Source organism: Methylobacterium sp. C33D (assembly GCF_053345825.1).
Genome location: NZ_JBKFAV010000019.1, coordinates 45064 through 66254 on the forward strand (window position 1 = coordinate 45064; position 21191 = coordinate 66254).

Annotated in this window: 22 protein-coding genes; 11 read left to right on the forward strand and 11 right to left on the reverse strand. The window is 74.1% G+C overall.

The genetic code is table 11. The features are described from left to right. Nucleotides 1–44: 44 nt before the first annotated feature. The 3 genes from ACLBXO_RS16665 (at nt 45) to ACLBXO_RS16675 (ending at nt 1391) form a co-directional block, all read left to right on the forward strand. A complete protein-coding gene (locus ACLBXO_RS16665; protein WP_447686039.1) occupies nt 45–314 on the forward strand; it encodes a hypothetical protein in 270 nt (89 codons plus the stop codon). Nucleotides 315–398: 84 nt separating this feature from the next. Then, nucleotides 399–605, forward strand: coding sequence for a hypothetical protein (locus ACLBXO_RS16670; protein WP_447686040.1), 207 nt, complete (start codon nt 399–401; stop codon nt 603–605). Nucleotides 606–680: 75 nt separating this feature from the next. Continuing rightward, entirely contained in the window at nt 681–1391 is a 711-nt protein-coding gene (locus tag ACLBXO_RS16675) for a YidB family protein (RefSeq protein WP_447686041.1), read from the forward strand. A gap of 81 nt (nt 1392–1472) precedes the next feature. Here the strand turns inward: ACLBXO_RS16675 and fabF are convergent, their stop codons facing one another. From fabF to fabD, 4 genes are all read right to left on the reverse strand, one after another. After that, on the reverse strand, nt 1473–2735 hold the full coding sequence (gene fabF, locus ACLBXO_RS16680) for a beta-ketoacyl-ACP synthase II (RefSeq protein ID WP_447686042.1): 1263 nt from the start codon (nt 2733–2735) through the stop codon (nt 1473–1475). 182 nt (nt 2736–2917) lie between these two features. Further along, a complete protein-coding gene (locus ACLBXO_RS16685) occupies nt 2918–3157 on the reverse strand; it encodes an acyl carrier protein (RefSeq protein ID WP_007559070.1) in 240 nt (79 codons plus the stop codon). A 333-nt stretch (nt 3158–3490) separates the two neighbouring features. Next, the gene (gene fabG / locus ACLBXO_RS16690) at nt 3491–4228 is read right to left on the reverse strand and encodes a 3-oxoacyl-[acyl-carrier-protein] reductase (protein ID WP_447686043.1); all 738 of its coding nucleotides are present in this window, start codon (nt 4226–4228) and stop codon (nt 3491–3493) included. Between the two features lie 30 nt (nt 4229–4258). Next, nucleotides 4259–5203, reverse strand: coding sequence for an ACP S-malonyltransferase (fabD, locus tag ACLBXO_RS16695; protein ID WP_447686044.1), 945 nt, complete (start codon nt 5201–5203; stop codon nt 4259–4261). Between the two features lie 294 nt (nt 5204–5497). Here fabD and rpoZ point away from each other — a divergent pair, with 294 nt between their 5' ends. The 3 genes from rpoZ (at nt 5498) to ACLBXO_RS16710 (ending at nt 9372) form a co-directional block, all read left to right on the forward strand. Next, nucleotides 5498–5908 carry a DNA-directed RNA polymerase subunit omega gene (gene rpoZ / locus ACLBXO_RS16700; RefSeq protein ID WP_010685409.1) on the forward strand — a complete coding sequence of 137 codons (411 nt, stop codon included), beginning with the start codon at nt 5498–5500 and terminating at the stop codon, nt 5906–5908. 199 nt (nt 5909–6107) lie between these two features. Next, nucleotides 6108–8369: a RelA/SpoT family protein gene (locus ACLBXO_RS16705; RefSeq protein ID WP_331316552.1), complete on the forward strand. Its 2262-nt coding sequence runs from the start codon at nt 6108–6110 to the stop codon at nt 8367–8369. Nucleotides 8370–8730: 361 nt separating this feature from the next. Further along, on the forward strand, nt 8731–9372 hold the full coding sequence (locus ACLBXO_RS16710) for a LabA-like NYN domain-containing protein (protein ID WP_331316550.1): 642 nt from the start codon (nt 8731–8733) through the stop codon (nt 9370–9372). Between the two features lie 4 nt (nt 9373–9376). On the opposite strand, the gene ACLBXO_RS16715 is transcribed toward ACLBXO_RS16710, so the two are convergent. From ACLBXO_RS16715 to dapA, 3 genes are all read right to left on the reverse strand, one after another. Then, nucleotides 9377–9946: a peroxiredoxin gene (locus ACLBXO_RS16715; RefSeq protein WP_447686045.1), complete on the reverse strand. Its 570-nt coding sequence runs from the start codon at nt 9944–9946 to the stop codon at nt 9377–9379. Nucleotides 9947–10165: 219 nt separating this feature from the next. After that, the gene (smpB, locus tag ACLBXO_RS16720; RefSeq protein ID WP_043073623.1) at nt 10166–10639 is read right to left on the reverse strand and encodes an SsrA-binding protein SmpB; all 474 of its coding nucleotides are present in this window, start codon (nt 10637–10639) and stop codon (nt 10166–10168) included. A gap of 15 nt (nt 10640–10654) precedes the next feature. Next, entirely contained in the window at nt 10655–11554 is a 900-nt protein-coding gene (gene dapA / locus ACLBXO_RS16725) for a 4-hydroxy-tetrahydrodipicolinate synthase (RefSeq protein ID WP_331316547.1), read from the reverse strand. Between the two features lie 200 nt (nt 11555–11754). Here dapA and ACLBXO_RS16730 point away from each other — a divergent pair, with 200 nt between their 5' ends. Both ACLBXO_RS16730 and ACLBXO_RS16735 read left to right on the forward strand, forming a co-directional pair. Then, the gene (locus ACLBXO_RS16730; protein WP_447686046.1) at nt 11755–14112 is read left to right on the forward strand and encodes a transglycosylase SLT domain-containing protein; all 2358 of its coding nucleotides are present in this window, start codon (nt 11755–11757) and stop codon (nt 14110–14112) included. Nucleotides 14113–14303: 191 nt separating this feature from the next. Further along, the gene (locus ACLBXO_RS16735) at nt 14304–15314 is read left to right on the forward strand and encodes a catalase family peroxidase (protein WP_331316543.1); all 1011 of its coding nucleotides are present in this window, start codon (nt 14304–14306) and stop codon (nt 15312–15314) included. Between the two features lie 59 nt (nt 15315–15373). Here ACLBXO_RS16735 and ACLBXO_RS16740 read toward each other — a convergent pair whose 3' ends face one another. After that, nucleotides 15374–15628, reverse strand: coding sequence for a hypothetical protein (locus ACLBXO_RS16740; RefSeq protein WP_447686047.1), 255 nt, complete (start codon nt 15626–15628; stop codon nt 15374–15376). A gap of 88 nt (nt 15629–15716) precedes the next feature. Beyond that, nucleotides 15717–16295 (reverse strand): thermonuclease family protein, encoded by a 579-nt coding sequence (locus tag ACLBXO_RS16745; RefSeq protein WP_447686048.1) that lies wholly within the window; start codon nt 16293–16295, stop codon nt 15717–15719. Between the two features lie 112 nt (nt 16296–16407). Between ACLBXO_RS16745 and ACLBXO_RS16750 the strand changes: the two genes are divergently transcribed. Genes ACLBXO_RS16750 through ACLBXO_RS16760 form a run of 3 tightly spaced genes read left to right on the forward strand, consistent with a single transcriptional unit; the run spans nt 16408 to nt 18752 of the window. Continuing rightward, nucleotides 16408–16719 (forward strand): PepSY domain-containing protein, encoded by a 312-nt coding sequence (locus ACLBXO_RS16750; RefSeq protein WP_447686049.1) that lies wholly within the window; start codon nt 16408–16410, stop codon nt 16717–16719. Between the two features lie 12 nt (nt 16720–16731). Next, nucleotides 16732–17400, forward strand: coding sequence for a response regulator transcription factor (locus ACLBXO_RS16755; protein WP_447686050.1), 669 nt, complete (start codon nt 16732–16734; stop codon nt 17398–17400). Beyond that, nucleotides 17397–18752 (forward strand): sensor histidine kinase, encoded by a 1356-nt coding sequence (locus ACLBXO_RS16760; RefSeq protein WP_447686051.1) that lies wholly within the window; start codon nt 17397–17399, stop codon nt 18750–18752. Before ACLBXO_RS16755 ends, ACLBXO_RS16760 begins: the two co-directional genes overlap by 4 nt. A 120-nt stretch (nt 18753–18872) precedes the next feature. On the opposite strand, the gene cysC is transcribed toward ACLBXO_RS16760, so the two are convergent. Both cysC and ACLBXO_RS16770 read right to left on the reverse strand, forming a co-directional pair. Beyond that, the gene (gene cysC / locus ACLBXO_RS16765; RefSeq protein ID WP_447686079.1) at nt 18873–19544 is read right to left on the reverse strand and encodes an adenylyl-sulfate kinase; all 672 of its coding nucleotides are present in this window, start codon (nt 19542–19544) and stop codon (nt 18873–18875) included. Between the two features lie 102 nt (nt 19545–19646). Beyond that, nucleotides 19647–20768, reverse strand: coding sequence for a hypothetical protein (locus tag ACLBXO_RS16770; RefSeq protein ID WP_447686052.1), 1122 nt, complete (start codon nt 20766–20768; stop codon nt 19647–19649). Nucleotides 20769–21191 lie beyond the last annotated feature (423 nt).

Sequence of the window (21191 nt, forward strand, 5' to 3'; positions counted from 1 at the left end):
CCATCCGCGCGCCGCGATCGCGCCCGCAGGGAGGCCGGACGGCCGTGACGCTGCTGCTCGCCGGATTCTGGCCCGGGCTCGCCGGGGCGGCCGCGCTCGGCCTCGTGGTCGGCGCGCTGGTCGGCTGGCCCGACCGGCTCGCCGCCTCGCTGGGCCTCTGCGTGGTCGCGGGGCTCGTGGCCGCGGCGGCGATCGCCGGGTTCGTGCCGGGGCTGCCGGGCCTGTGGCTCGACGGCGCGGCCCTGATCCTGCCGGTCTACTGCGCGGCCTGCCTCCTCGGGGCGCTGGGGCGCCGCCTCGCCGGCCGGACCTGACGGCGCGGGAACCGCTCCGCCCCCCGACGGCGTTTTTCCGGCAACAGGGCCCCGAGGGCCCGCCCCGAACCCGGAGAGGCCGCGATGCCCAGGACCGTCGACCGTCCCCATCCCGCGCGACGCCGCGCCGTCCGCCTGCCGCGCCCCCGCGCCGGCGCCGCCGCCACCGGCCTGTTCCTGGCCGGACTGATCCTCTCGGCCGCGACGGTGCCGCTGGTCGAGCCCGCCGACGCCACCACCGGCACCGGCAGCGGCACCGCGCAGGCGGCGCTCGCGACGCCGGCCCGCTGAGCGAGGCAACCCGCGCCCGCCCCGGATTGTTGTTGGCCCGGGCCCGTCCGGCCCGGACCTACGGGGGAGACGCGCATGGGACTGCTCGAATCGGCGATCGGCGGCGTGCTCGGTCAGGTGTTCGGCGGGCAGAAGCAGGGCTCCGGGGGCATGTCGCCCCTGGTCAAGGCGCTGCTGATGCTCCTGCTGGCCAAGGGCGCCAGCGGCGGCTTCGGCGACATCTTCGGGCGCGGGCGCCAGGGCGAGCCCGGCCCCGAGGCCGACCGCTCCGGCGGCGCCGGCCCCTACGGGCGCGATCCCGGCCAGCACCCGGCCGATGCCGGCGGGCGCCGCCCCGACGACGGCGGCGACATCGGCGGCTGGGACCAGTACGGCGGCCGCCGCGACGGCGGCCCGGGCGGCCCAACGGACCCGTCCCTGCCGCCCGGCGACTTCTCGGACCTCTCCGGCATGCTCGACGGCCCCGGCGACGCCCCGCCGCCGAGCCGCGCCGCCCCGGACGGGCAGGGGGATCTCGGCGGCCTCGACGGGCTGGTCGACCGGTTCCGCCAGGGCGGCCTCGGCGACGTGATGGAGTCCTGGATCGGCCACGGCACCAACCGCCCCGTGGCCCCGGACCAGCTCGCCCGGGCGCTCGGCCCCGACACGGTGGACACCCTCCAGCAGCAGACCGGGATGGACCGCGAGACGCTGCTGTCGCAGCTCGCCCAGGCGCTGCCGGAGGTGGTGCACGCGCTCACGCCGCAGGGGCGGGTGCCGGGGGAGAATGAGCGGCGAGGGTGGTAACCGGACACCGGGCTGCGGGCGGTGCGCGGTCGGATCCTGCGGAAGACCCGGGCCGCGAAGCAGAGCGAGACGGCGACTTGCCTACGCGACCCGCCGCATCACCAGGCTGGCGTTCGTCCCGCCGAACCCGAACGAGTTCGACAGCACGACGTCCACCCGCTTCCGCTTCGCCTCGAACGGCACGAGGTCGATCTGGGTCTGGACGGAGGGGTTGTCGAGGTTGAGCGTCGGCGGGATGACGTTGTCGCGCAGGACGAGGATGGAGAAGATCGCCTCGACCGAGCCGGCGGCGCCCAGCAGGTGGCCGACCGAGCTCTTGGTGGACGACATGGTCGCGGTCGCGGCGGCGTCGCCCAGGAGGCGCTCCACGGCCTTCAGCTCCAGCTCGTCGCCCATGGGCGTCGAGGTGCCGTGGGCGTTGATGTAGCCGATCTCGGACGGGGAGATGCCGGCGCGCTTCACCGCGGCGGTCATGCAGCGGAAGGCGCCGTCGCCGTCCGGGGACGGGGAGGTGATGTGGTAGGCGTCGCCCGAGAGGCCGTAGCCCACCACCTCGGCGTAGATCCTCGCGCCGCGGGCCTTGGCGTGCTCGTACTCCTCCAGCACCACGATGCCGGCGCCCTCGCCCATGAGGAAGCCGTCGCGGTCGCGGTCGTAGGGGCGCGAGGCCTTCTCGGGCGTGTCGTTGAAGCCCGTGGTCAGCGCCCGGCAGGCGGAGAAGCCCGCGATCGACAGGCGGTTCACCGGCGACTCCGCGCCGCCCGCCACCATCACGTCGGCGTCGCCCAGCGCGATCAGGCGGCTCGCGTCGCCGATGGCGTGCGCGCCGGTGGAGCAGGCCGTCACCACGGCGTTGTTGGGGCCCTTGAGGCCGTGGGCGATCGAGACCTGGCCCGAGGCGAGGTTGATGATCCGGCCCGGGATGAAGAACGGCGAGATCCGGCGCGGGCCCTTCTCGTGCAGGGTCACGGAGGCGTCGTAGATGCCGCCGATGCCGCCGATCCCGGAGCCGATCAGCACGCCGGTGGCGCACTGGTCCTCGTGGCTCTTCGGCGCCCAGCCGGCATCCTTCAGCGCCTCGTCGGCCGCCGCCATCGCGTAGACGATGAACGGGTCGACCTTGCGCTGCTCCTTCACCTCCATCACGCGGTCGGGGTTGAAGGTGCCGTCGGTGCCGTCGCCGAACGGGACCTGCGCGGCGATCCGGCAGGGCAGGTCGGCGGATTCGAAGCCGCGGATCGGGCCGGCGCCGCTGTCGCCCGCGATCAGCCGGCTCCAGGTGTGCTCCACCCCGCAGCCCAGCGGCGTGACCATCCCCAGACCCGTGACCACCACCCGCCGCATCGCACTCGTCCCGTCTTGAGGCGCCGCCCCGCCGGCACCGCCGCGGTCGCGCATCGTCCTAACTCGCTCGGAGGCAGATTCGGTCCCTCGGGACGCGTCACGACTCCGAGCCTTGAAACGCGGAACGGCGCGGGGGCTGTCTCGCCTCACCCGCGCCGCGGTAAACCCGGTCCCCGGCGCCTTCAGGCGGCGGAGTTCTTCTCCAGGAACTTCACGGCGTCGCCGACCGTCTGGATGGTCTCGGCAGCGTCGTCCGGGATCTCGACGTTGAATTCCTCCTCGAAGGCCATGACCAGCTCGACGGTGTCGAGGCTGTCGGCACCGAGGTCGTCGATGAAGTTGGCGCTCTCGACCACCTTCTCGGGCTCGACGCCCAGGTGCTCGACGACGATCTTCTTCACGCGCTCAGCGATATCGCTCATCGGTCTTCCGTCCTCGTCCTTCTGGTCTGTCAGTCTTCTCGGGGTGGTGCCGTGGCCGCGTCGCGCCCCTGCGGGCTTGTTGTGACGGGCCGGTGTCCGATCGCGCGTGCTTCTGAGGTGAACCGGCGCGTGAGCCGGGACGCCCCCCGCCGGAGGGCCTTGGACTGAAAACCCGCTGAACCGTCAACCCCCTGTACGGCTGGCGGGCGTGGTAGCACAGGGTTCCCGCCCTGGCGAGGGCCCGTTCAGAAAGCCTTCATGGGTGTGGCACTTGCGTGTCGGCGGGGATGATTCGCGCGCAATCTTCGACGATCGAGGACCGGTATACGCGCGCTAGTACATGGCCATCCCGCCGTTCACGTGCAGCGTGTGACCGGTGACGTAGCCCGCCTCCGCGGAGGCGAGGTAGAGGCAGGCCGCCGCGACCTCCGCCCCCTCGCCGAGCCGCCCGGCCGGCACGCGGGCGAGGATGCCCTCGCGCTGCTTCTCGTTGAGGGCGTCGGTCATGGGCGAGCTGATGAAGCCCGGGGCGATGCAGTTGACGGTGATTCCCCGCGAGGCGACCTCGGCGGCGAGCGCCTTGGTCATGCCCACGAGGCCGGCCTTGGCGGCGGCGTAGTTGCCCTGGCCGGGATTGCCGGTGCTGCCGACCACCGAGCCGATATTGACGATCCGCCCGGAGCGGCGGCGCATCATGCCCTTCACGGCGGCCCGCGACAGGCGGAAGGCGGCGGTGAGGTTGACGGCGATCACCTGCTCCCACTCCTCGTCCTTCATCCGCATGAAGAGGTTGTCGCGGGTGATGCCGGCATTGTTCACGAGGATGTCCAGCGGGCCGATCGCGGCCTCGGCGGCCGGGACGAGGCCCTCGACCGAGTCCTTGTCGGACAGGTCGGCCGCGACGGGGCTGGCGCGGTCGCCGAGCTCGGCGGCGAGCGCCTCCAGGGCCGCGGGCCGGGTGCCCGAGAGCGCCACGGCGGCCCCCTGCGCGTGCAGGGCCCGGGCGATCGCCTGGCCGAGGCCGCCGGTCGCGCCGGTGACGAGGGCCTTGCGGCCGGTGAGATCGAACATGCGGGACTCCGTCGGATCAGAGCGCGCGGATCAGAGCGCGAAGGCGGCGACGTCGGCGGGGGTGCCGATCGCGGCGGCGCTCGCCTGGGGGGCGATGCGCTTGACGAGGCCGGTCAGCACCTTGCCGGCGCCGAGTTCGTAGAACCGGTCGACGCCGGACGCGGCCATGGCGGCGACGCTCTCGCGCCAGCGCACGGTGCCGGTGACCTGCTCGACCAGGGCCGCGCGGATCGCCTCCGGATCGGTGACCGGGGCGGCCGCGACGTTGGCGTAGAGGGTGACGCGCGGGGCCGCCAGGGCGACGGCTCCGAGCGCGCGGGCCATGGCCTCGGCGGCCGGGGCCATCAGGCGGCAGTGGAACGGCGCCGAGACGTTGAGCATCACGGCGCGCTTGATCCCGCGGCCGGTGGCGATGCCGAGGGCGCGCTCCACGGCCGGACGGTCGCCGGAGAGCACCACCTGGCCGCCGCCGTTGTCGTTGGCGACGTCGCAGACCGCGCCGTCGCCGGCCTCGTCGGCCGCCGCCTCGGCGATGGACCGGGCGGCGTCGGGATCGGTGCCGATCAGCGCCGCCATGGCGCCGACGCCCGGCGCCACCGCCTCCTGCATGGCCGCGCCGCGCAGGCGCAGCAGCTTCGCGGCGTCCGCGACGGTGAGGCTGCCGGCGGCCGCCAGCGCCGCGTACTCGCCGAGCGAGTGGCCGGCCACGCAGGCGACGTCGCGCGCGAGGTCGAGGCCGCGCTCGGCCTCCAGCACGCGCAGCACCGCGAGGCTCGCCGCCATCAGGGCCGGCTGGGCGTTGGTCGTGAGGGTGAGCGCCTCGGCCGGCCCCTCGAACATCAGTCGCGACAGGTTCTGGCCCAGGGCGGCGTCGACCTCGTCGAGCACGGCCCGGGCCTGCGGGAAGGCCTCCGCGAGGTCCCGCGCCATGCCGACCGCCTGGCTGCCCTGGCCCGGAAAGATGAGTGCGCGCATGTTGCGTCCTGATCGCCGGCGCCGTGCGGCGCGCGAACGCCGCCCGTGTCGGCCGAAACTCTGGAATGGCGCGCGCACTCGCACCCGCGGCCCTGGGTGTCAACAATGCGCCGCACCATGATGCCGCGGCGGATGCCGCGGCGGATGCCGCAACGACGGGTCCTCCGCCCGCGCCGGGCTCGCGCCGGGCGCGCGCCCGGCGCAAGCCGCTGTGCTTGTTGCACAACGGCATCCGGTGTAGAGTGGCGTCATACCCGACATCATCCGTCGCTCAAGCCCAAGGAGCCGCCCCGCATGGCGCGCGTCACCGTCGAAGACTGCATCGAGAAGGTCGAGAACCGCTTCGAGCTGGTGCTGCTGGCGAGCCACCGGGCCCGCCTCCTGGCCGCCGGCGCCCCGCTGACCATCGACCGCGACCGCGACAAGAACCCGGTCGTGGCCCTGCGCGAGATCGGCGACGAGACGATCACGGCCGACGACCTCAAGGAGCAGCTGATCCACTCGATGCAGAAATACGTCGAGGTGGACGAGCCCGAGGCCGAGACCGTGCCGCTGTTGTCGAGCTCGCCGGCCGCCGCCGCGGTGGCGCCCCAGTCCTCCAGCGACGACGCGGCGGTCCAGTTCGACCGCATGAGCGAGGAGGACCTGCTGCGCGGCCTCGAGAACCTCGCCCCGCCGGTCGAGACCGACGACGAGGGCGAGTGAGCCTGACGGCGTGGGCCTGGATGCGCGCGACCTGACCGAGACCGGACCCGGCGGAGACGCCGGGTTCTCTCGTTCCGTGGCCGGCCCGCCGGCCTCCGGCGCGGCCCCGCAGCCGGGGGCCGCCGCCGTCCCGGCGATCGCGGACCAACCGCGCGCGACCCCGCGCCCGACCCCGGACGCGCCGGCCCCGTCCAGGCGGATGATGCGCCAGTACGAACTGGTCGAGCGGGTCAAGCGCTACAACCCGGCCGCCGACGAGGCGCTGCTCAACCGCGCCTACGTGTACGCCATGCAGGCGCACGGCACGCAGAAGCGCGCCTCGGGCGACCCGTTCTTCGCCCACCCCCTCGAGGTCGCGGCGATCCTGACGGATCTCCACCTCGACGACGCCACCATCGTGGCCGCGGTGCTGCACGACACCGTCGAGGACACCGAGGCGACGCTGGAGGAGATCCGCCGGCTGTTCGGGCCGGAGATCGGCGCCCTGGTCGACGGGTTGACCAAGCTCAAGCGCCTCGACCTCGTCTCCAAGCAGGCCGCGCAGGGCGAGAACTTCCGCAAGCTGCTGCTCGCGGTCGCGGCGGATGTCCGCGTGCTGCTGGTCAAGCTCGCCGACCGCCTGCACAACATGCGCACCCTCCAGCACATGCGCGACGACAAGCGTCGCCGCATCGCGCAGGAGACCCTGGACATCTACGCGCCGCTCGCCGGCCGCATGGGCATGCAGGAGCTGCGGGAGGAGCTGGAGGATCTGGCCTTCCGCAACCTGGAGCCGGAGGTCTACGCCACCATCACGCAGCGCCTGACGCGGCTCTCCGCCAAGTCCGAGAGCGTCGTCGAGACGATCGCGCAGGTGCTCACCGAGAAGCTCGGCGCGCAGGGGATCACCGCCGAGGTCAGCGGCCGGCAGAAGCGCCCGTTCTCGATCTGGTCGAAGATGGAGCGCAAGTCCGTCGCCTTCGAGCAGCTCTCCGACATCTTCGGCTTCCGCGTGGTCGTCGACACCGTGCAGGACTGCTACGCGGCCCTGGGCATCGTCCACACCAGCTGGCCGATGGTGCCGGGCCGGTACAAGGACTACATCTCGACCCCGAAGCAGAACGATTACCGCTCGATCCATACCACCGTGATCGGGCCGAGGAGCCAGCGCGTCGAGCTGCAGATCCGGACCCGCGCGATGGACGACATCGCCGAGTACGGCATCGCGGCGCACGCGCAGTACAAGGAAGTCGGCGCCGAGCTGGTCAAGGACCCGGCCCGCGTCGAGGGCAGCGTGCATCCGCGGCTCGCCGCCGAGAGCGGTGCCTACCAGTGGCTGCGCCGGACCATCGAGCTCCTCGCCGAGGGCGACAGCCCCGAGGAGTTCCTGGAGCACACCAAGCTGGAGCTGTTCCAGGACCAGGTGTTCTGCTTCACCCCGAAGGGCCGGCTGATCGCCCTGCCGCGGGGCGCCACGCCGATCGATTTCGCGTACGCGGTCCACACCGACGTCGGCAACACCGCGGTGGGCGCCAAGATCAACGGCCGGATGGCGCCGCTGCTGCACGAGCTCGCCAACGGCGACGAGGTCGAGATCAGCCGCTCCGACGGCGCCTCGCCCCCGGCGGCCTGGGAATCCCTCGTGGTGACCGGCAAGGCCCGCGCGGCGATCCGGCGCGCGACCCGCGCCGCCGTCCGGCGGCAATATGCCGGCCTCGGCCGCCAGATCCTGGACCGGGCCTTCGAGCGCGCCGCCAAGACCTTCTCGGAGGACAAGCTCCGGGGCGCCCTGCCGCGGCTCGCCCGCGCCACCACCGAGGACGTGTTCGCCGCCGTGGGGCGGGGCGAGATGTTCTCGGGCGACGTCGTCCGCGCCGTCTATCCCGACCACCGCGACGAGCGCCGGCCCTCCGCCGCGCAGGGCGCCGCCAGCGGCGCCGGCCGGCTCGTGCGCTCCTCCGACCAGACCATGCGGCTGACCTTCCCGGGCGCCGAGGGCGGCCGGGAGGGGGAGGACGGGGATCGCAGCGACGCCATCCCGATCCGCGGCCTCGCGGGCGACCTGCCGGTGACCTTCGCGCCGAACGGCGGCGCGGTCCCGGGCGACCGGATCGTCGGCATCCTGACGCCCGGGATCGGCGTCACCGTCTACCCGATCCAGTCGGCGGCGCTCGCCGCCTTCGACAACGAGCCGGAGCGCTGGCTCGACGTCCGCTGGGACACGGAGGCGCTCGGCGGCGAGCGCTTCCCGGCCCGGCTGGCGCTCAAGTCGATCAACGAGCCCGGGGTGTTCGCCCAGATCGCCCAGGTGATCGCCGACCACGACGGCAACATCGACAACATCTCGATGAAGCGGCGCACCCAGGACTTCACCGACATCACCATCGACCTGTCGGTCTGGGACCTCCAGCACCTCAACGCGATCATCGCCGAATTGCGCGGCAAGCGCCCGGTCAACAGCGTGGAGCGCGTGAACGGCTGAGGCCGGGGGTCGCGCGGCGCGACGCATCTGAGGTTTACAGGATCAACTTCCTCAAACCTCGGTCTTCATGATGAAGCGCCGTCGCGCCCAATTAATCCGTCCCGAGAGTTCAGTTTTTCACGACCGCACATTCTCGCGCTCTGCTTGACACGGACCCGTTTGAAACGAATGGTCCGGCGGCCGGGGCGGCGGTCGCGCGGATCTTCGACCGCGCCGGTCCACCCCGGATTGCAGAGCGCGGCGGCCGCGATCGCGGCGCGCCGTCCCGGCCTCTCGCCCCGGCCTCTCGCCCCGGGCGAACCCCGACCGATTGTTCAGACGATTTCCTGTCACCCTTTATTTTTCGGGATCCGACCTGTTCATGCCAGCACCCCAGCGCAGCGCCATCTTCATCGACGGCGCCAACCTCTACGCCACCACCAAGGCCCTCGGTTTCGACATCGACTACAAGAAGCTGCTCAAGGAATTCCAGTCGCGGGAGAACCTCCTGCGGGCGTTCTACTACACAGCCATGATCGAGGATCAGGAATATTCCTCGATCCGGCCGCTGATCGACTGGCTCGACTACAACGGCTACCGCGTCGTGACCAAGCCCGTGAAGGAGTTCACGGACTCGATGGGGCGGCGGAAGTACAAGGGCAACATGGACATCGAGCTGGCGATCGACGCCCTCGAGCTCAGCCCGCATATCGACCACATGATCCTGTTCTCCGGCGACGGCGATTTCCGCTCGCTGGTCGAGGCGATGCAGCGGCGCGGCGTCAAGGTGACGGTGATCTCCACGATCCAGACCCAGCCGGCGATGATCTCCGACGAGCTGCGGCGGCAGGCCGACGAGTTCGTCGACCTCGCGAGCCTCGCGGGCCGGATCGGGCGCGAGCCCGGCGAGCGCCCGGCCCGGGCCTCCGGGGAGGCGCCGACCCGCTACCGCGGCGAGGGCCGGGCCAATCCGGGCCTGGAGAACCGCTACGGCATCCGCCAGCCGGAGGCCGAGGAGGAGTAGCGCCTCAGGCGCCGGCCCCGTCGAGCCAGTCGAGGACCTGCCGGGCGCTCCGGTCCGGCGGGAAGACCGGGTAGAACAGCCGGCTCACGACGCCGTCGTCGATCACCAGGGTGAGGCGGCGCAGCAGCACCTGGCCGCCGGCCTCGAAGACCGGCAGGCGCGCCGCCATCGAGAAGGCCCGGTGCGGGTCGGCCAGGAGCGGGAAGGGCAGGCGCAGGCGCTCGGCCGCCTCCCGCTGGTAGGCGCTCGTCTGGGTCGAGAGGCCGAAGACCTGGGCGACGCCCCGGGCCGTCAGCGCGGCGTGGTGATCGCGGAAGTCGCAGGCCTGCGGCGTGCAGCCCCTCGCGCCGGGGATCGCGTCCCAGTCGGGCGTCAGGCCCGGCCGGCCCGGCTCGCCGGTGCGCGGGTAGGCGTAGGCCACGGTGCGGCCCGGGAGCCGCGCCAGCGAGACCGTGCGGCCGTCCGTGGCGGTGAGCGCCACGTCGGGCAGGCGCATCCCGCGCAGATGGTCGGCCGCGCCGTCGTCGACGGGGACCGGCAGGTCATCGGGCAGGGTATCGTGGGTGGATGGCATGGGTCGCTCCGCAGGATCGCAGGCTCGGGACGCGGCACCGGCGAGTCCGGGATCTTGTGCCATCGCGCGGTCAGCGCAAGGCGCGCGCATCGCGGCCTGCGCGCGCCCCTGTCGGAACGATCGTCTCTGCGAGCGGAGCGAAGGCATCCGGCAGCACCGTGCTCGTCGAGGTCGCGCTGCCCTGGCTCGCTTCGCTGCGCTCGCGATGACGGCGCGGCCTCAGCCCCGGTCCCGCAGCAGCCGCGCCCGGTCGCGCTGCCAGTCGCGCTCCTTGACCGCCTCGCGCTTGTCGTGGGCCTGCTTGCCCTTGCCGAGACCGAGTTCGACCTTCGCGCGCCCCTTGTCGTTGAAGTAGATCTTCAGCGGCACCACCGTGTAGCCCTGGCGCTGGGTCGCGCCGATCAGCTTGTTGATCTGGCGGCGGTGCAGCAGCAGGCGGCGCGGGCGCTTGGTGTCGTGGTTGAAGCGGTTCGCCTCCAGGTATTCCGGGATGTAGGCGTTGAACAGCATCAGGTCCGTGCCGGAGGGCCCGGCATAGGCCTCGCCGATCGTCGCCTTGCCGCCGCGCAGGGACTTCACCTCGGTGCCGGTCAGCGCGATGCCGGCCTCGAGCGTGTCCTCGATCGTGTAGTGATAGCGCGCGGCGCGGTTGTCGGCGACGATGCGCCGACTGGGCTCCGGTTTCGGGGCCATGATGCGTGACTTCCCTCAGTCCACCAGCAGGCCGGCGTGGCGCAGGGCGTCGTCGACGATGCGCTTGGTGGGCTCGGTCACCGGCACCAGCGGCAGGCGCAGCTCGTCGGTCATGTGGCCGAGCCGCGACAGCGCGTACTTCACCGGCGCCGGGTTGGCCTCGGCGAACAGGCCGGTCTGCAGGGGGAACAGCCTGTCCTGGAGGGTCAGCGCCCTGGCGTAGTCGCCCGCCAGCGTCGCCTCCTGCAGGTCGGCGCAGAGGCGCGGGGCGACGTTCGCCACCACCGAGATGCAGCCGTGGCCGCCGTGGGCGTTGTAGCCGAGCGCCGTCGCATCTTCGCCCGAAAGCTGGATGAAGCTCGCGCCCATGGCCTGACGCTGCTGGCTGACGCGGTCGATCTTGGCGGTCGCGTCCTTCACGCCGGCGATGTTCTTCAGCTCGAAGAGCCGGGCCATCGTCTCGACGCTCATGTCGATGACGGAGCGCGGCGGGATATTGTAGATGATGATCGGAATGCCGACCGCGTCGTTGACGGCCTTGAAGTGGGCGTAGAGGCCCGCCTGCGTCGGCTTGTTGTAGTACGGCGTCACCACCAGGACGGCGTCGGCGCCCGCGCGCTCGGCGTGCTGCGCCCGCTCGACCGCCTCGGCGGTGGAGTTGGAGCCCGCGCCCGCCACGACCGGCACGCGCCCGCCCGCCTCGTCGATGCAGGCCTCGACCACCCGGTCGTGCTCGGAATGGGTCAGGGTCGGGCTCTCGCCGGTGGTGCCGGTGGGCACGAGGCCGTGGCTGCCCTGCTCGATCTGCCAGCGCACGAACTTTCGGAACGCGGCCTCGTCGAAGGCGCCGTCGCGGAAGGGCGTCACAAGCGCGGTGAGCGAGCCCCGCAGGCGGCTCCCGGTCATCTCGGTCATCTCAGGCGTCCCAAAGGGTCCCAGCTGGGATTTCGGCGGTCTCGGCGCCGCGCGTGGTCCGCATCGTACGGGCACGGACCGGCAGACATAGGCGGTCGCGTCACGGCGCGCAAACAGATCGTGGCGACGGTTAACGCGATCTTAATGGTCACGGCCCGATCCTCGACCTTTCCCGCTCCGGTGATCAGTAGGGGGGAATCGTGATCCGACCCGCGGCCTCGTCTCCGGCCCCGAAGCGCACGTCCCTCACCGCCGCCGCGCTCATCGCCACCGTCGGCGTGGCGCTCGCCGGCCCGGCCGGCCAAGCTGGCCCAGCCGGCCAGGCCGGCACCGACGCGGCCGCGACGCCGCCGGCCTCGCAGCCGACCCCGCCGGCGAGCGACGCCGCCCTCTCGACCGCCCAGGTCCGGGGCGCGCAGGCCGCGAAGGCCAGCGACCCGGTCGCGGCCGACGCCCTGAAGCTCGACCCGGTCCACGCCTCCGGCGGCGACGACAAGGGCGAGGAGCCCGCCCGGACGCTGCCGGCCGCGGCCTCGGCCTACGCCTCGGCCGACCCCGACGCCCCGGTGGCCTTCCCGCTGCCGGACGCCGCCGTCACACCGCCGGCCCCGGTGCCCGAGGTGCCGGACCCGGCGCGCCCGAAGATCTCCGGCGACACCGACCCGACGCTGCTGCGCGGCGCCATCGACCTCTACCGCAAGGGCCGGGTCGCCGACGGCGACCGGATGCGCGACGGCTTCACCGACCCGGCCGCGAAGGCGCTGCTCGAGTGGGTGGCGATCCGCGCGGGCGCCGGCATCGGCTTCAACCGCACCGTGGCCTTCGCTCGGGCCAATCCGGACTGGCCGGCCGGCCCGCTGCTGCGCCGCCGGGCCGAGGAGGCGCTGCTCTCCGAGAAGAAGGCGCCCGCGACGGTGCGGGCCTACTTCGCCACGGCGAAGCCGGTGAGCGCGCCGGGCAAGTTCGCCCTGGCGCTGGCCCTGCGCGCCGACGGCTGCGAGGCCGACGCCGCCGAGATGGTCCGCGACCTCTGGCGCACCGAGAGCTTCGGGCGGAGCCTGGAAGCCAAGGTGCTCGACGCCTTCCCGGACGCGCTGACCCGGGTCGACCACCGCTACCGGATGGAGCGGGCGCTCCTGAAGGACGACTGGGAGAGCGCCGGCCGGGCGGCCGGCTACGCGGGCGGCGCCTACGCCAGCCTCGTGCGCGCCCGCCGGGCCGTGGAGGACAAGTCCTCCGGCGCCGCTTCCGCGCTCGCCGCGGTGCCGCCGTCGCTGCGCGGGGACGCCTCCTACATCTTCTCCCGGGCGCAGTACTTCCGCCGGGCCGACAAGCCCGAGGCGGCCGCCGCCGTGCTCGCCGCGGCGCCGAGCAACCCGGACGTGCTGGTCGACGGCGACGAGTGGTGGATCGAGCGCCGGATCGTGGCGCGCAAGCTCCTCGACCTCGGCGATGCCAGGACCGCCTACGCGGTCGCGAGCGGGCAGGCGGCGCGCACGCCCGAGAAGCGGATCGAGGCCGAGTTCCACGCCGGCTGGATCGCCCTGCGCTTCACCGGCGACCCGGCGAGCGCCGCGCAGCATTTCGCCCGGATGGCCACCGTCGCGGAGAGCCCGATCTCGGTGGCGCGGGCCGCCTACTGGCAGGGGCGGGCGGCCGAGGCGCTCGGCCAGGCGGAGGAGGCGAAGCGCTTCTACGAGCGCGCCGCCCTGCAGCCGATCGCCTATTACGGCCAGGTGGCCCGGGCCCGGCTCGGCCAGACCAGCCTGCCCCTGCGGGCGCCGGCCGACCTCGAGGGCGCGGAGCGCCAGGCCTTCGACGGGCGGCTCTACATCCGCGCCCTGCGCCTGCTCGGCGAGGCCGGGATCAAGGAGCTGGCCCTGCCGCTCTACATCGACGCGGCGCGGGATCTCTCCGACCCGCGCGAGCTCCAGGCGCTCGGCGACCTCGCCACCGACATGAAGGACGCCCGCGCCCTGGTGGCGATCGGCAAGCTCGCGGTCCAGCGCGGCCTGCCGCTGGACGCCCACGCCTACCCGACGATCGGCATCCCCAGCTACGAGACCTTCACGGCGGTCCCGCAGGTGGAGCGGGCCATGGTCTACGCCATCGCCCGGCAGGAGAGCCAGTTCGACCCGCGGGCGCAGTCGGGCGTCGGCGCGCGCGGCCTGATGCAGATGATGCCGGCCACCGCCCAGCGCACCGCCCGCCGGGTCTCGACCGCCTTCGACGTCGACCGCCTGACCAGCGATCCCGCCTACTGCGCGAAGCTCGGCCAAGCCCATCTCGGCGAGCTGATGGAGGATTGGCGCGGTTCCTACGTGCTCGCGTTCGCGTCCTACAACGCGGGTGGCGGCAACGTGAAGAAGTGGATCGACGCCTACGGCGACCCGCGCAAGGGCGACGTCGACGTGATCGACTGGGTGGAGCGCATCCCGTTCACGGAGACGCGCAACTACGTCCAGCGGGTCATGGAGAACCTGCAGGTCTACCGCGCGCGGCTCGACAGCCGCAGCGCCCTGCTGATCGAGGGCGACCTCCACCGCGGCGCGCGGTAGCGGGCTCCGCACCGTCTTCGCGCGCGGAGCGAAGACGAAGTTCTCGATCTGCAGCCCCCCTCCGGGACGTAACCCACACCCCTCTCCGCGGCGGCATAGCTTTTGGTTGTGCCTCCGGCGTCTCGCTCCCTAGAAGATGGGCCGGTCCGCGTTGACCGGCCCGGGCGGGCCGTCGCTGCCGAGAGGTTCCCATGCTGCGTTCGAGATCGGGTTTCGCCCTCCTGCTGAGCACCGCGCTCGCGGCCGCCGCCCTGGCCCAGGCTCAGGCTCAGGCACAGGCTCAGGCCCAGGAGGCCTCCACCGCCGAGCAGACGATCGACGTGATGACCACGCTGTTCGGCAAGCATCCGGGGGCGCGGGCCAACCACGCCAAGGGCGTGGTGGCCGAGGGCAGCTTCACCCCGTCGCCCGAGGCGGCCAAGATCAGCAAGGCCTCCCTGTTCCAGGGGCCGGCGGTGCCGGTGACGGTCCGGTTCTCGGACGCCACCGGCGTCCCGACCATCCCGGACGGCGTCGCCGACGCCAACCCGCACGGCCTCGCCCTCAAGTTCAAGCTGAGCGACGGCTCCGAGATGGACGTCGTCACCAACGCGCTGAAGTACTTCCCGGTCGCCACCGGCGAGGAGTTCCGCGACCTCCTGAAGGCCGCCGCCGAGAGCGGCCCGAACGCGGCCCATCCGACCGCCCTGGAGCGCTTCGCCGCCGCCCACCCGGCCGCCGCCACCGCGGGCGGGACCGCCAAGACCCCGTCGAGCCTCGCCCGGCAGACCTATAACGGCGTCAACGCCTTCATCCTGGTGGACGCCGCCGGCAAGCGGCAGCCGTTCCGGTTCCGCTTCGTGCCGGTGGAGGGCGAGGAGATCCTCCCGCCCGAGGAGGCGGCCAAGCGCGACCCGAACTTCCTGATGGCCGAGATCGGCCCGCGGGTCGCCAGGACGCCCGCGAAGTTCAGGATGCTGGCCCAGCTCGCCGAGCCGGGCGACCCGACCAACGACGCCACCAAGCCCTGGCCGGACGACCGGAAGACGGTCGATCTCGGCACCGTGACGGTGAGCAAGGTCGTGCCCGACAGCGCCGAGGCCGAGAAGGCGCTGCTGTTCATGCCCAACAACCTCACCGACGGGATCGAGGTCTCGGACGACCCGCTGATCGACGCCCGCGTCCAGGCCTACGCGGTCTCGTTCAGCCGCCGCTCGCAGTAGCGCCGTCCGGCCGGGCGGGACCCCCGACCCGGCGCCTCATCCCGAGGTGCCGGAGCGGATCAGCGGCCCGTCCCGGCCTTCGGGGCGGAGGGCGGCTTCGCGCCGCCCGGCTGCCCCTTGCTCTCGACCGGGCTCGTGCGGGCGCCGTCCCGGGTGGCGCCGGTGCCGCTGAGGCCGCCCGCGCCCATGCTGGTCGTGGGCGCGCCGGCATCCGTGCGTCCCTCGGCCTTGCCCCGGCCCTCGGCGGCACCAGCGGCCCCCGCCGCGCAGGTGAGCAGGGCGGCGAGCAGCATCGTACGGTTCAGGAACCTCATGGGGCCTCCGCGAGTCCTCGTGCGCCCCGGACGGGCTTGCCGGTCCAACCGGGTGTGCCCGGCAGCGTTCCCGCTGACGACCGGCCTGTCACCCGGCGGCGCCGAGCGCGGCGGCGGCGCGGCGGCCCCGCCGCTCGGCGGGATCCTGGAACACCCCCGACCACAGGCCGAGGCGGCGCCCCCAGGCCCGGTCCGCCGCCGGCGCGTAGTCCGGCGCGAGGTCCCGGTCGGGCAGGGCGAGGCCCTGCGCCACCATCCAGGCCCCGAGATCCGCCTCGCCGACCCGGCAGAGCGCCGCGCCGGCCTCGCCCCGCGTCTCGCAGGCGACGAGGGCCCCGCCGATCCGGTCGGCGAGCGCCCGGGCGGCGTCCCGGCCGCACGGGTAGGGCCGGTCCCGGGCGTCCGCGCAGGTCGCGTCGGCCTCCGGCGCGGCGATCCCGAACAGGCTGACCGGCCGCCCGCCGACGCGCAGCGTCCCGCCGTCGATCACCTGGGCGGGGCCGCGCAGGGTCTCGCCGGCCCGGGCGGGGCCGTGCCAGGCGAGGCCGCCCGCCAGGAGCGCGGCGAGGAGCGGCAGGCGCGAGCGGCCGGACCTGCCGTCCGGGCAGAGGAGGGTGCCGGCGAGGCCGGCCGCGCAGGCGAGGAGGATACCGACGTAGAGCGACATGGTCTCAGGTCTCCGGACGGGCTATGGCGGCCCTTGTGCCGAAGCCCCGCCCCGCGACCCTGACGCCGCCTGTCAGCGTCCCGTCAGGCGGCGCGGCCTAGCCTGCGCCCGCATGAGCCCGTTCCCGCCCCGCCGCGTCCTCGTTCTCGCCCTGCTGGCCGCCCTCGCGGGCGGGCCCGTGCACGCCTCCGAGGACGCCGACCGGGCCCGCCGGGCCCTGGAGAGCGGCGCGATCCACCCCCTCGACGCGGTGCTGGCGGCGGCCCGGGCGGCGGTGCCGGGGGACGTCGTGTCGGTCGACCTGAAGCACGACGACGGACACTGGCTGTACAAGCTGCGCATCCTCGGGCCCGACGGGAAGCGCCGGACCGTGAAGGTCGATGCCGGCACGCTGAAGATCCTGGACGAGGACGACGATGATTGAGGAGGCCGGCCCGTGCGCGTCCTGATCGTCGAGGACGAGCCGCGCATCGCGGCGGACATCCGGCAGGGCCTGGAGAGGGCCGGCTACGTCGCCGACGTGGTGGCGGACGGCGAGGCCGCGTGGTTCCGGGCCGAGACCGAGACGTACGACGCCATGGTGCTGGATCTCGGCCTGCCGCGCCTCGACGGGCTCGGCGTGCTGCGCCGCCTGCGCGCGGCCGACATCGCCCTGCCGGTCCTGATCCTCACCGCCCGGGACGGCTGGCGCGAGCGCGTCGAGGGCATCGACGCCGGCGCCGACGACTACCTCGCCAAGCCGTTCCGCATGGAGGAGCTGGTGGCGCGCCTGCGGGCGATCCTGCGGCGCACTGCCGGCCACGCCGCGCCGGTGCTGCGCGCCGGCCCGGTCGAGCTCGACACCCGCACCCGCGCGGTCAGCGTCGACGGGCGGCCCGCGGAGCTGACCGCCCTGGAGTACCGGCTGCTGGCCTTCCTGCTGCACCGGCCGGGGCAGGTCGTGCCGGCGGGCGAGCTGCTCGACCACCTCCACGGGGTCGGGACCGAGCGCGAGGCCAACGCCCTGGAGGCGCTCCTGACGCGCCTGCGCCGCAAGCTCGGGCCGGGGGTGATCGAGACCCGGCGCGGCCAGGGCTACCTGATCGCCGGACCGGGCGGGTCGTGAGGCGCGACTCCCTCCGCCTGCGGCTCGGCCTCGCGGCGGCCGCGCTGATCGCGCTGGCGCTGGTGCTCGCCGGGCTCGGCCTGACGGTGATCCTCGACCGGGTGCTCGACGCCCGCACCGTCGCGGACCTGGACCGGACCGCCAAGCTCATCGCCGGGCGGGTCGGCCTCGCTCCGGACGGGGCGCCGACCCTGTCCCGGGACCTGCCGGACCCGCGCTTCGCAACGCCCTACGGCGGCCTGTACTGGCAGGTCGAGGCGGGATCGCACCTGCTGCGGTCGCGCTCGCTCTGGGACAAGAGCCTCGATCTCGGACACGCCGGCACCGGCGCGCAGGTCCCCGCCACCCTCGACACGACCGGGCCCGACGGCGGCCGGCTCATCGCGGTGGTTCGGCCGCTGCAGATCGGCGCGCCGGGCGCCGAGACCGCGCTGCGCGTCGCGGTGGCGGAGGACCGGCGCGGCCTCGCGGCGAGCCGGACCACGTTCCTGCGCCTGCTCGTCCCGGCGCTCGTCGCCCTGTTCGTCGTCCTGACGGTGGCGATGGGCCTGTTCGTCCACCGGGCGCTCGGCCCGTTCCGGGTGCTGCAGGCGGAACTCCTGGCGGTCCATGCCGGGCGGCGGGCGCGGCTGCCGGAGCGGTTCCCCGACGAGGTCCGGCCGCTGGTCGCCGACCTCAACCGGCTGCTCGACGCGCAGGAGCGCGCCCTGGTCCGGGCCCGCGACGCCGCCGCCGACATGGCCCACGGCCTCAAGACCCCGCTGGCGGTGCTGGACGCCCTGGCGCGCCGGACCGGGCCGGCCGACCCGGCGCTGGCGGCCGAGATCGCCGAGCAGGCGCGGGCCATGGGCGGTCAGGTCGAGCGGGCGCTGGCCCGGGCGCGGGTCGCGGCCGCGGGCGACCTGCGGCGGCGGTCCTGCCGGGTCGCCCCGGTGGCGGAGCGCCTCGTCGCGACCCTGCGGCGGCTGCCGGAGGGCGACTCCCTGGAATGGACAGTGGCGGTGCCCGGGAGCCTCGCCTATCCGGGCGAGGAGGGCGAGCTGATGGAGGTGCTGGGCAACCTCCTCGACAACGCCCGCAAGTGGGCGCACCGGCGGGTCCGCATCACCGGGACGGCAGCCGGGACGGGCGCCGGCCACCCGGGCCTCGCCGTCGAGGATGACGGCCCCGGCATGAGCGCCGCGGCCATCGCGGGGATCGCGCGCGGTCAGCGCTGGGACGAGAGCCGGCCGGGCACCGGCTTCGGCATCGCCATCGCCCGCGACGTCGCCGAGGCCGCGGGCGCCCGGCTGGATTTCGGCCGCTCGGAGATGGGCGGCCTGCGGGCGGAGCTGCGCTGGCCGGGCAGGTAGGGGCACCGGCGCCGCTGGCGGGCGCGACCGGCCGCCTCTCCCCTCCGGGAGAGGGTCGGGGTGAGGGACGAGACCGCCCGGAATCGAGCCCGTGATCGACGCGCCGGCAGGGCGCGCCGCTCACCGCCCCGGCGTCTCACCCGCGGCCGCCCGGCTCAGCCGCATCAGCCGCGCGCTCAGGGCGCGGGCGCAGGCCCCGGTGCCGCGCCCCTCGGTGGCGATGGTCAGGTCCGGCCGCTCCGGCGCCTCGTAGGGCGCCGTGACGCCGGTGAAGCCCGGGATGCGGCCGGCGCGGGCCAGACGGTAGAGGCCCTTCGGGTCCCGGGCCTCGCACAGGCCCAGCGGCGTGTCGACGAACACCTCCAGGAACGGGATGTCGCCGGCGATCCGGCGGGCCAGCGCCCGGTCGGCCCGGTAGGGCGAGATCAGCGAGACGATCACCACCGTCCCCGCCTCGGCCATCAGCCGCGCCACCTCGGCGGTGCGCCGGACGTTCTCGGCGCGGTCCTCCGGCGAGAAGGCGAGGTCGGCGTTGAGCCCGTGGCGCAGGTTGTCGCCGTCGAGGACCGCGCTGTGCCGGCCGCCCGCCACCAGGCTCCGATCGGCCTCAGCCGCCAGGGTCGACTTGCCGGCCCCCGACAGGCCGGTCAGCCACGCGATCACCGGCACCTGGCCGAGGCGCGCCCAGCGCGCCTCGCGGGCCTGGAGGGGGTGCCAGGTGACGGGCCCCGGAGGGTGGCCAGTTGGGCTCGCCCCCGGGATCGTCTGGGGGATCGTCTGCACGACGCACATATCCACCGCTCGGTTCACCGCCTGGTCCACCGCTTGGTCCACCGTCTGGGGCGGCGTCCGCGGGGGCGGCCGCCGGTTCTCGGACATCGACACGGGCGGACCCTAGGGCACGCGCCAGACGGGGTAGCCGACGGCCTCGCCGAGGCGCTCCCGGCACTCCTCCAGGACGTGGGCCGTCCGCCGCCGCCACGCGGGCGGGGACCGGAAGGCGGCCCGCGCCGCCGCCGCCCGCACCAGCGCCTCGACCGCGGCCTCCGTCTCGGGCGCGACCGGCCCGGCGGCGAGCTCGTTCGGCGGCGCGGCGGGCGCGGGCGCGATGACCGCGTCCCAGCTCTGCCCCCAGCAGGCGGCGGCGAAGCGCGCGTTCCCGGCCGCGTAGCGCGCCGCGACGCGGGCCAGCCCCTCCGGGGCGTCGCCGCGGAACCGCTCCGCGTCGAGCCCCCGCGCCCAGGCCCAGTCGTCGAGGACGTGGCCGAGGAGCCGGCGATGCCCGGTCACCTGCCGGTGGACGCCGAGCCGGTATAGGCGGCGCGACGCCTCGACCGCGACCGGCCCGGAGCTCCGGTTCGTGCGGTAGGCGAGGTCGGCCGGGCCGAGGAGCGGCGCGAGGCGCCCGCCCAGGCCGAGCCCGTCGACCAGCCGCGCCAGCAGCGGCGCGTCGGACCGCCGGTCGCGGTACGGCAGGGCGGTGACGCGCCCCGCGGCGGCGCGGCGCCAGGGCTCGAGCCTGTCCGCGTAGTCGTAGCGCCGGGACGCGCCCTCGGAGCGCAGGAAGCCCCGGAAGGTGCGGCCCTCGGCCACGACCTGCGCCCGCAGGGCGTAGGCCGAGGCCAGCTGCTCGGCCTGCGGCTTGACCACCAGCACCGCCTCCAGGGCGAAGCCGCGGCGCGCGAACAGGTCGGACAGGATCTCGGGAACGCGCCAGAGCGGGCGCTGGACGGAGAAGTCCTCGTAGGAGAGCAGGACCGTGTCGGCCGGCGTGGCGGCGAGGATCGCGTCGAGGCGCGCGAGGGCCTGCCGGCGCTCCGCGGCGCCGCGGCGCCGGTCCAGCGCCTGCCCGAGCCGGTAGTGATTGACGTCGTCGCCCCCGGGGGCGCCCGGCGGGGCGAGGTTCGGGTAGCAGATCCCGACCGCGGCGAGGTGGGGGCGCAGGCGGGCCAGCACCTCCTGGAACGCGGTGGAGCCGGTTCGGGGCATCCCGATGTGAACGATCGCGCGGCGCACGTGTCCTGTCGACCCTGCTGGAATTCGCGATTGCGGCAAGTTTTCCGCCCAGCCGGACACAGTCCACGACCCCTCGTGAACGCGTACGTCTCGGGAAAAGCGCCAAACGAATCCGTAATCACGGTCCGATCACGGGAGCGCGACCAGAAATAGCCAAGCTCCGTTTCTGCTCTATTTCGGACTGCCGGCGTCATCCCCGGGCCGGGGCGCGGCGGGTGCCCGGGAGAGACAGCGCCGTGCGGCGACCCTCGAGCGCCGGACAACAGCGGCGCGATGCTGGGGCCGCTTCCGATCGTGTTGCAACGGTTGGGAAGGACGACGACCCCGGTCGAGACATCGGCGCCATGCCCCCTCTCCCGTGCGGGAGAGGGTCAGGGTGAGGGACAAGACGCTTCGAGGTCGAGCGAGCCATCAGGGCGCGAC

Excerpts from the sequence above, each read along its gene's own strand:
- ACLBXO_RS16670 (WP_447686040.1), top strand. The coding sequence starts at position 399 with ATGCCCAGGACCGTCGACCGTCCCCATCCCGCGCGACGCCGCGCCGTC.
- ACLBXO_RS16675 (WP_447686041.1), top strand. The coding sequence starts at position 681 with ATGGGACTGCTCGAATCGGCGATCGGCGGCGTGCTCGGTCAGGTGTTC.
- fabF (WP_447686042.1), bottom strand. The coding sequence starts at position 2,735 with ATGCGGCGGGTGGTGGTCACGGGTCTGGGGATGGTCACGCCGCTGGGC.
- ACLBXO_RS16685 (WP_007559070.1), bottom strand. The coding sequence starts at position 3,157 with ATGAGCGATATCGCTGAGCGCGTGAAGAAGATCGTCGTCGAGCACCTG.
- fabG (WP_447686043.1), bottom strand. The coding sequence starts at position 4,228 with ATGTTCGATCTCACCGGCCGCAAGGCCCTCGTCACCGGCGCGACCGGC.
- fabD (WP_447686044.1), bottom strand. The coding sequence starts at position 5,203 with ATGCGCGCACTCATCTTTCCGGGCCAGGGCAGCCAGGCGGTCGGCATG.
- rpoZ (WP_010685409.1), top strand. The coding sequence starts at position 5,498 with ATGGCGCGCGTCACCGTCGAAGACTGCATCGAGAAGGTCGAGAACCGC.
- ACLBXO_RS16705 (WP_331316552.1), top strand. The coding sequence starts at position 6,108 with ATGATGCGCCAGTACGAACTGGTCGAGCGGGTCAAGCGCTACAACCCG.
- ACLBXO_RS16710 (WP_331316550.1), top strand. The coding sequence starts at position 8,731 with ATGCCAGCACCCCAGCGCAGCGCCATCTTCATCGACGGCGCCAACCTC.
- ACLBXO_RS16715 (WP_447686045.1), bottom strand. The coding sequence starts at position 9,946 with ATGCCATCCACCCACGATACCCTGCCCGATGACCTGCCGGTCCCCGTC.
- smpB (WP_043073623.1), bottom strand. The coding sequence starts at position 10,639 with ATGGCCCCGAAACCGGAGCCCAGTCGGCGCATCGTCGCCGACAACCGC.
- dapA (WP_331316547.1), bottom strand. The coding sequence starts at position 11,554 with ATGACCGAGATGACCGGGAGCCGCCTGCGGGGCTCGCTCACCGCGCTT.
- ACLBXO_RS16735 (WP_331316543.1), top strand. The coding sequence starts at position 14,304 with ATGCTGCGTTCGAGATCGGGTTTCGCCCTCCTGCTGAGCACCGCGCTC.
- ACLBXO_RS16740 (WP_447686047.1), bottom strand. The coding sequence starts at position 15,628 with ATGAGGTTCCTGAACCGTACGATGCTGCTCGCCGCCCTGCTCACCTGC.
- ACLBXO_RS16745 (WP_447686048.1), bottom strand. The coding sequence starts at position 16,295 with ATGTCGCTCTACGTCGGTATCCTCCTCGCCTGCGCGGCCGGCCTCGCC.
- ACLBXO_RS16750 (WP_447686049.1), top strand. The coding sequence starts at position 16,408 with ATGAGCCCGTTCCCGCCCCGCCGCGTCCTCGTTCTCGCCCTGCTGGCC.
- cysC (WP_447686079.1), bottom strand. The coding sequence starts at position 19,544 with ATGTGCGTCGTGCAGACGATCCCCCAGACGATCCCGGGGGCGAGCCCA.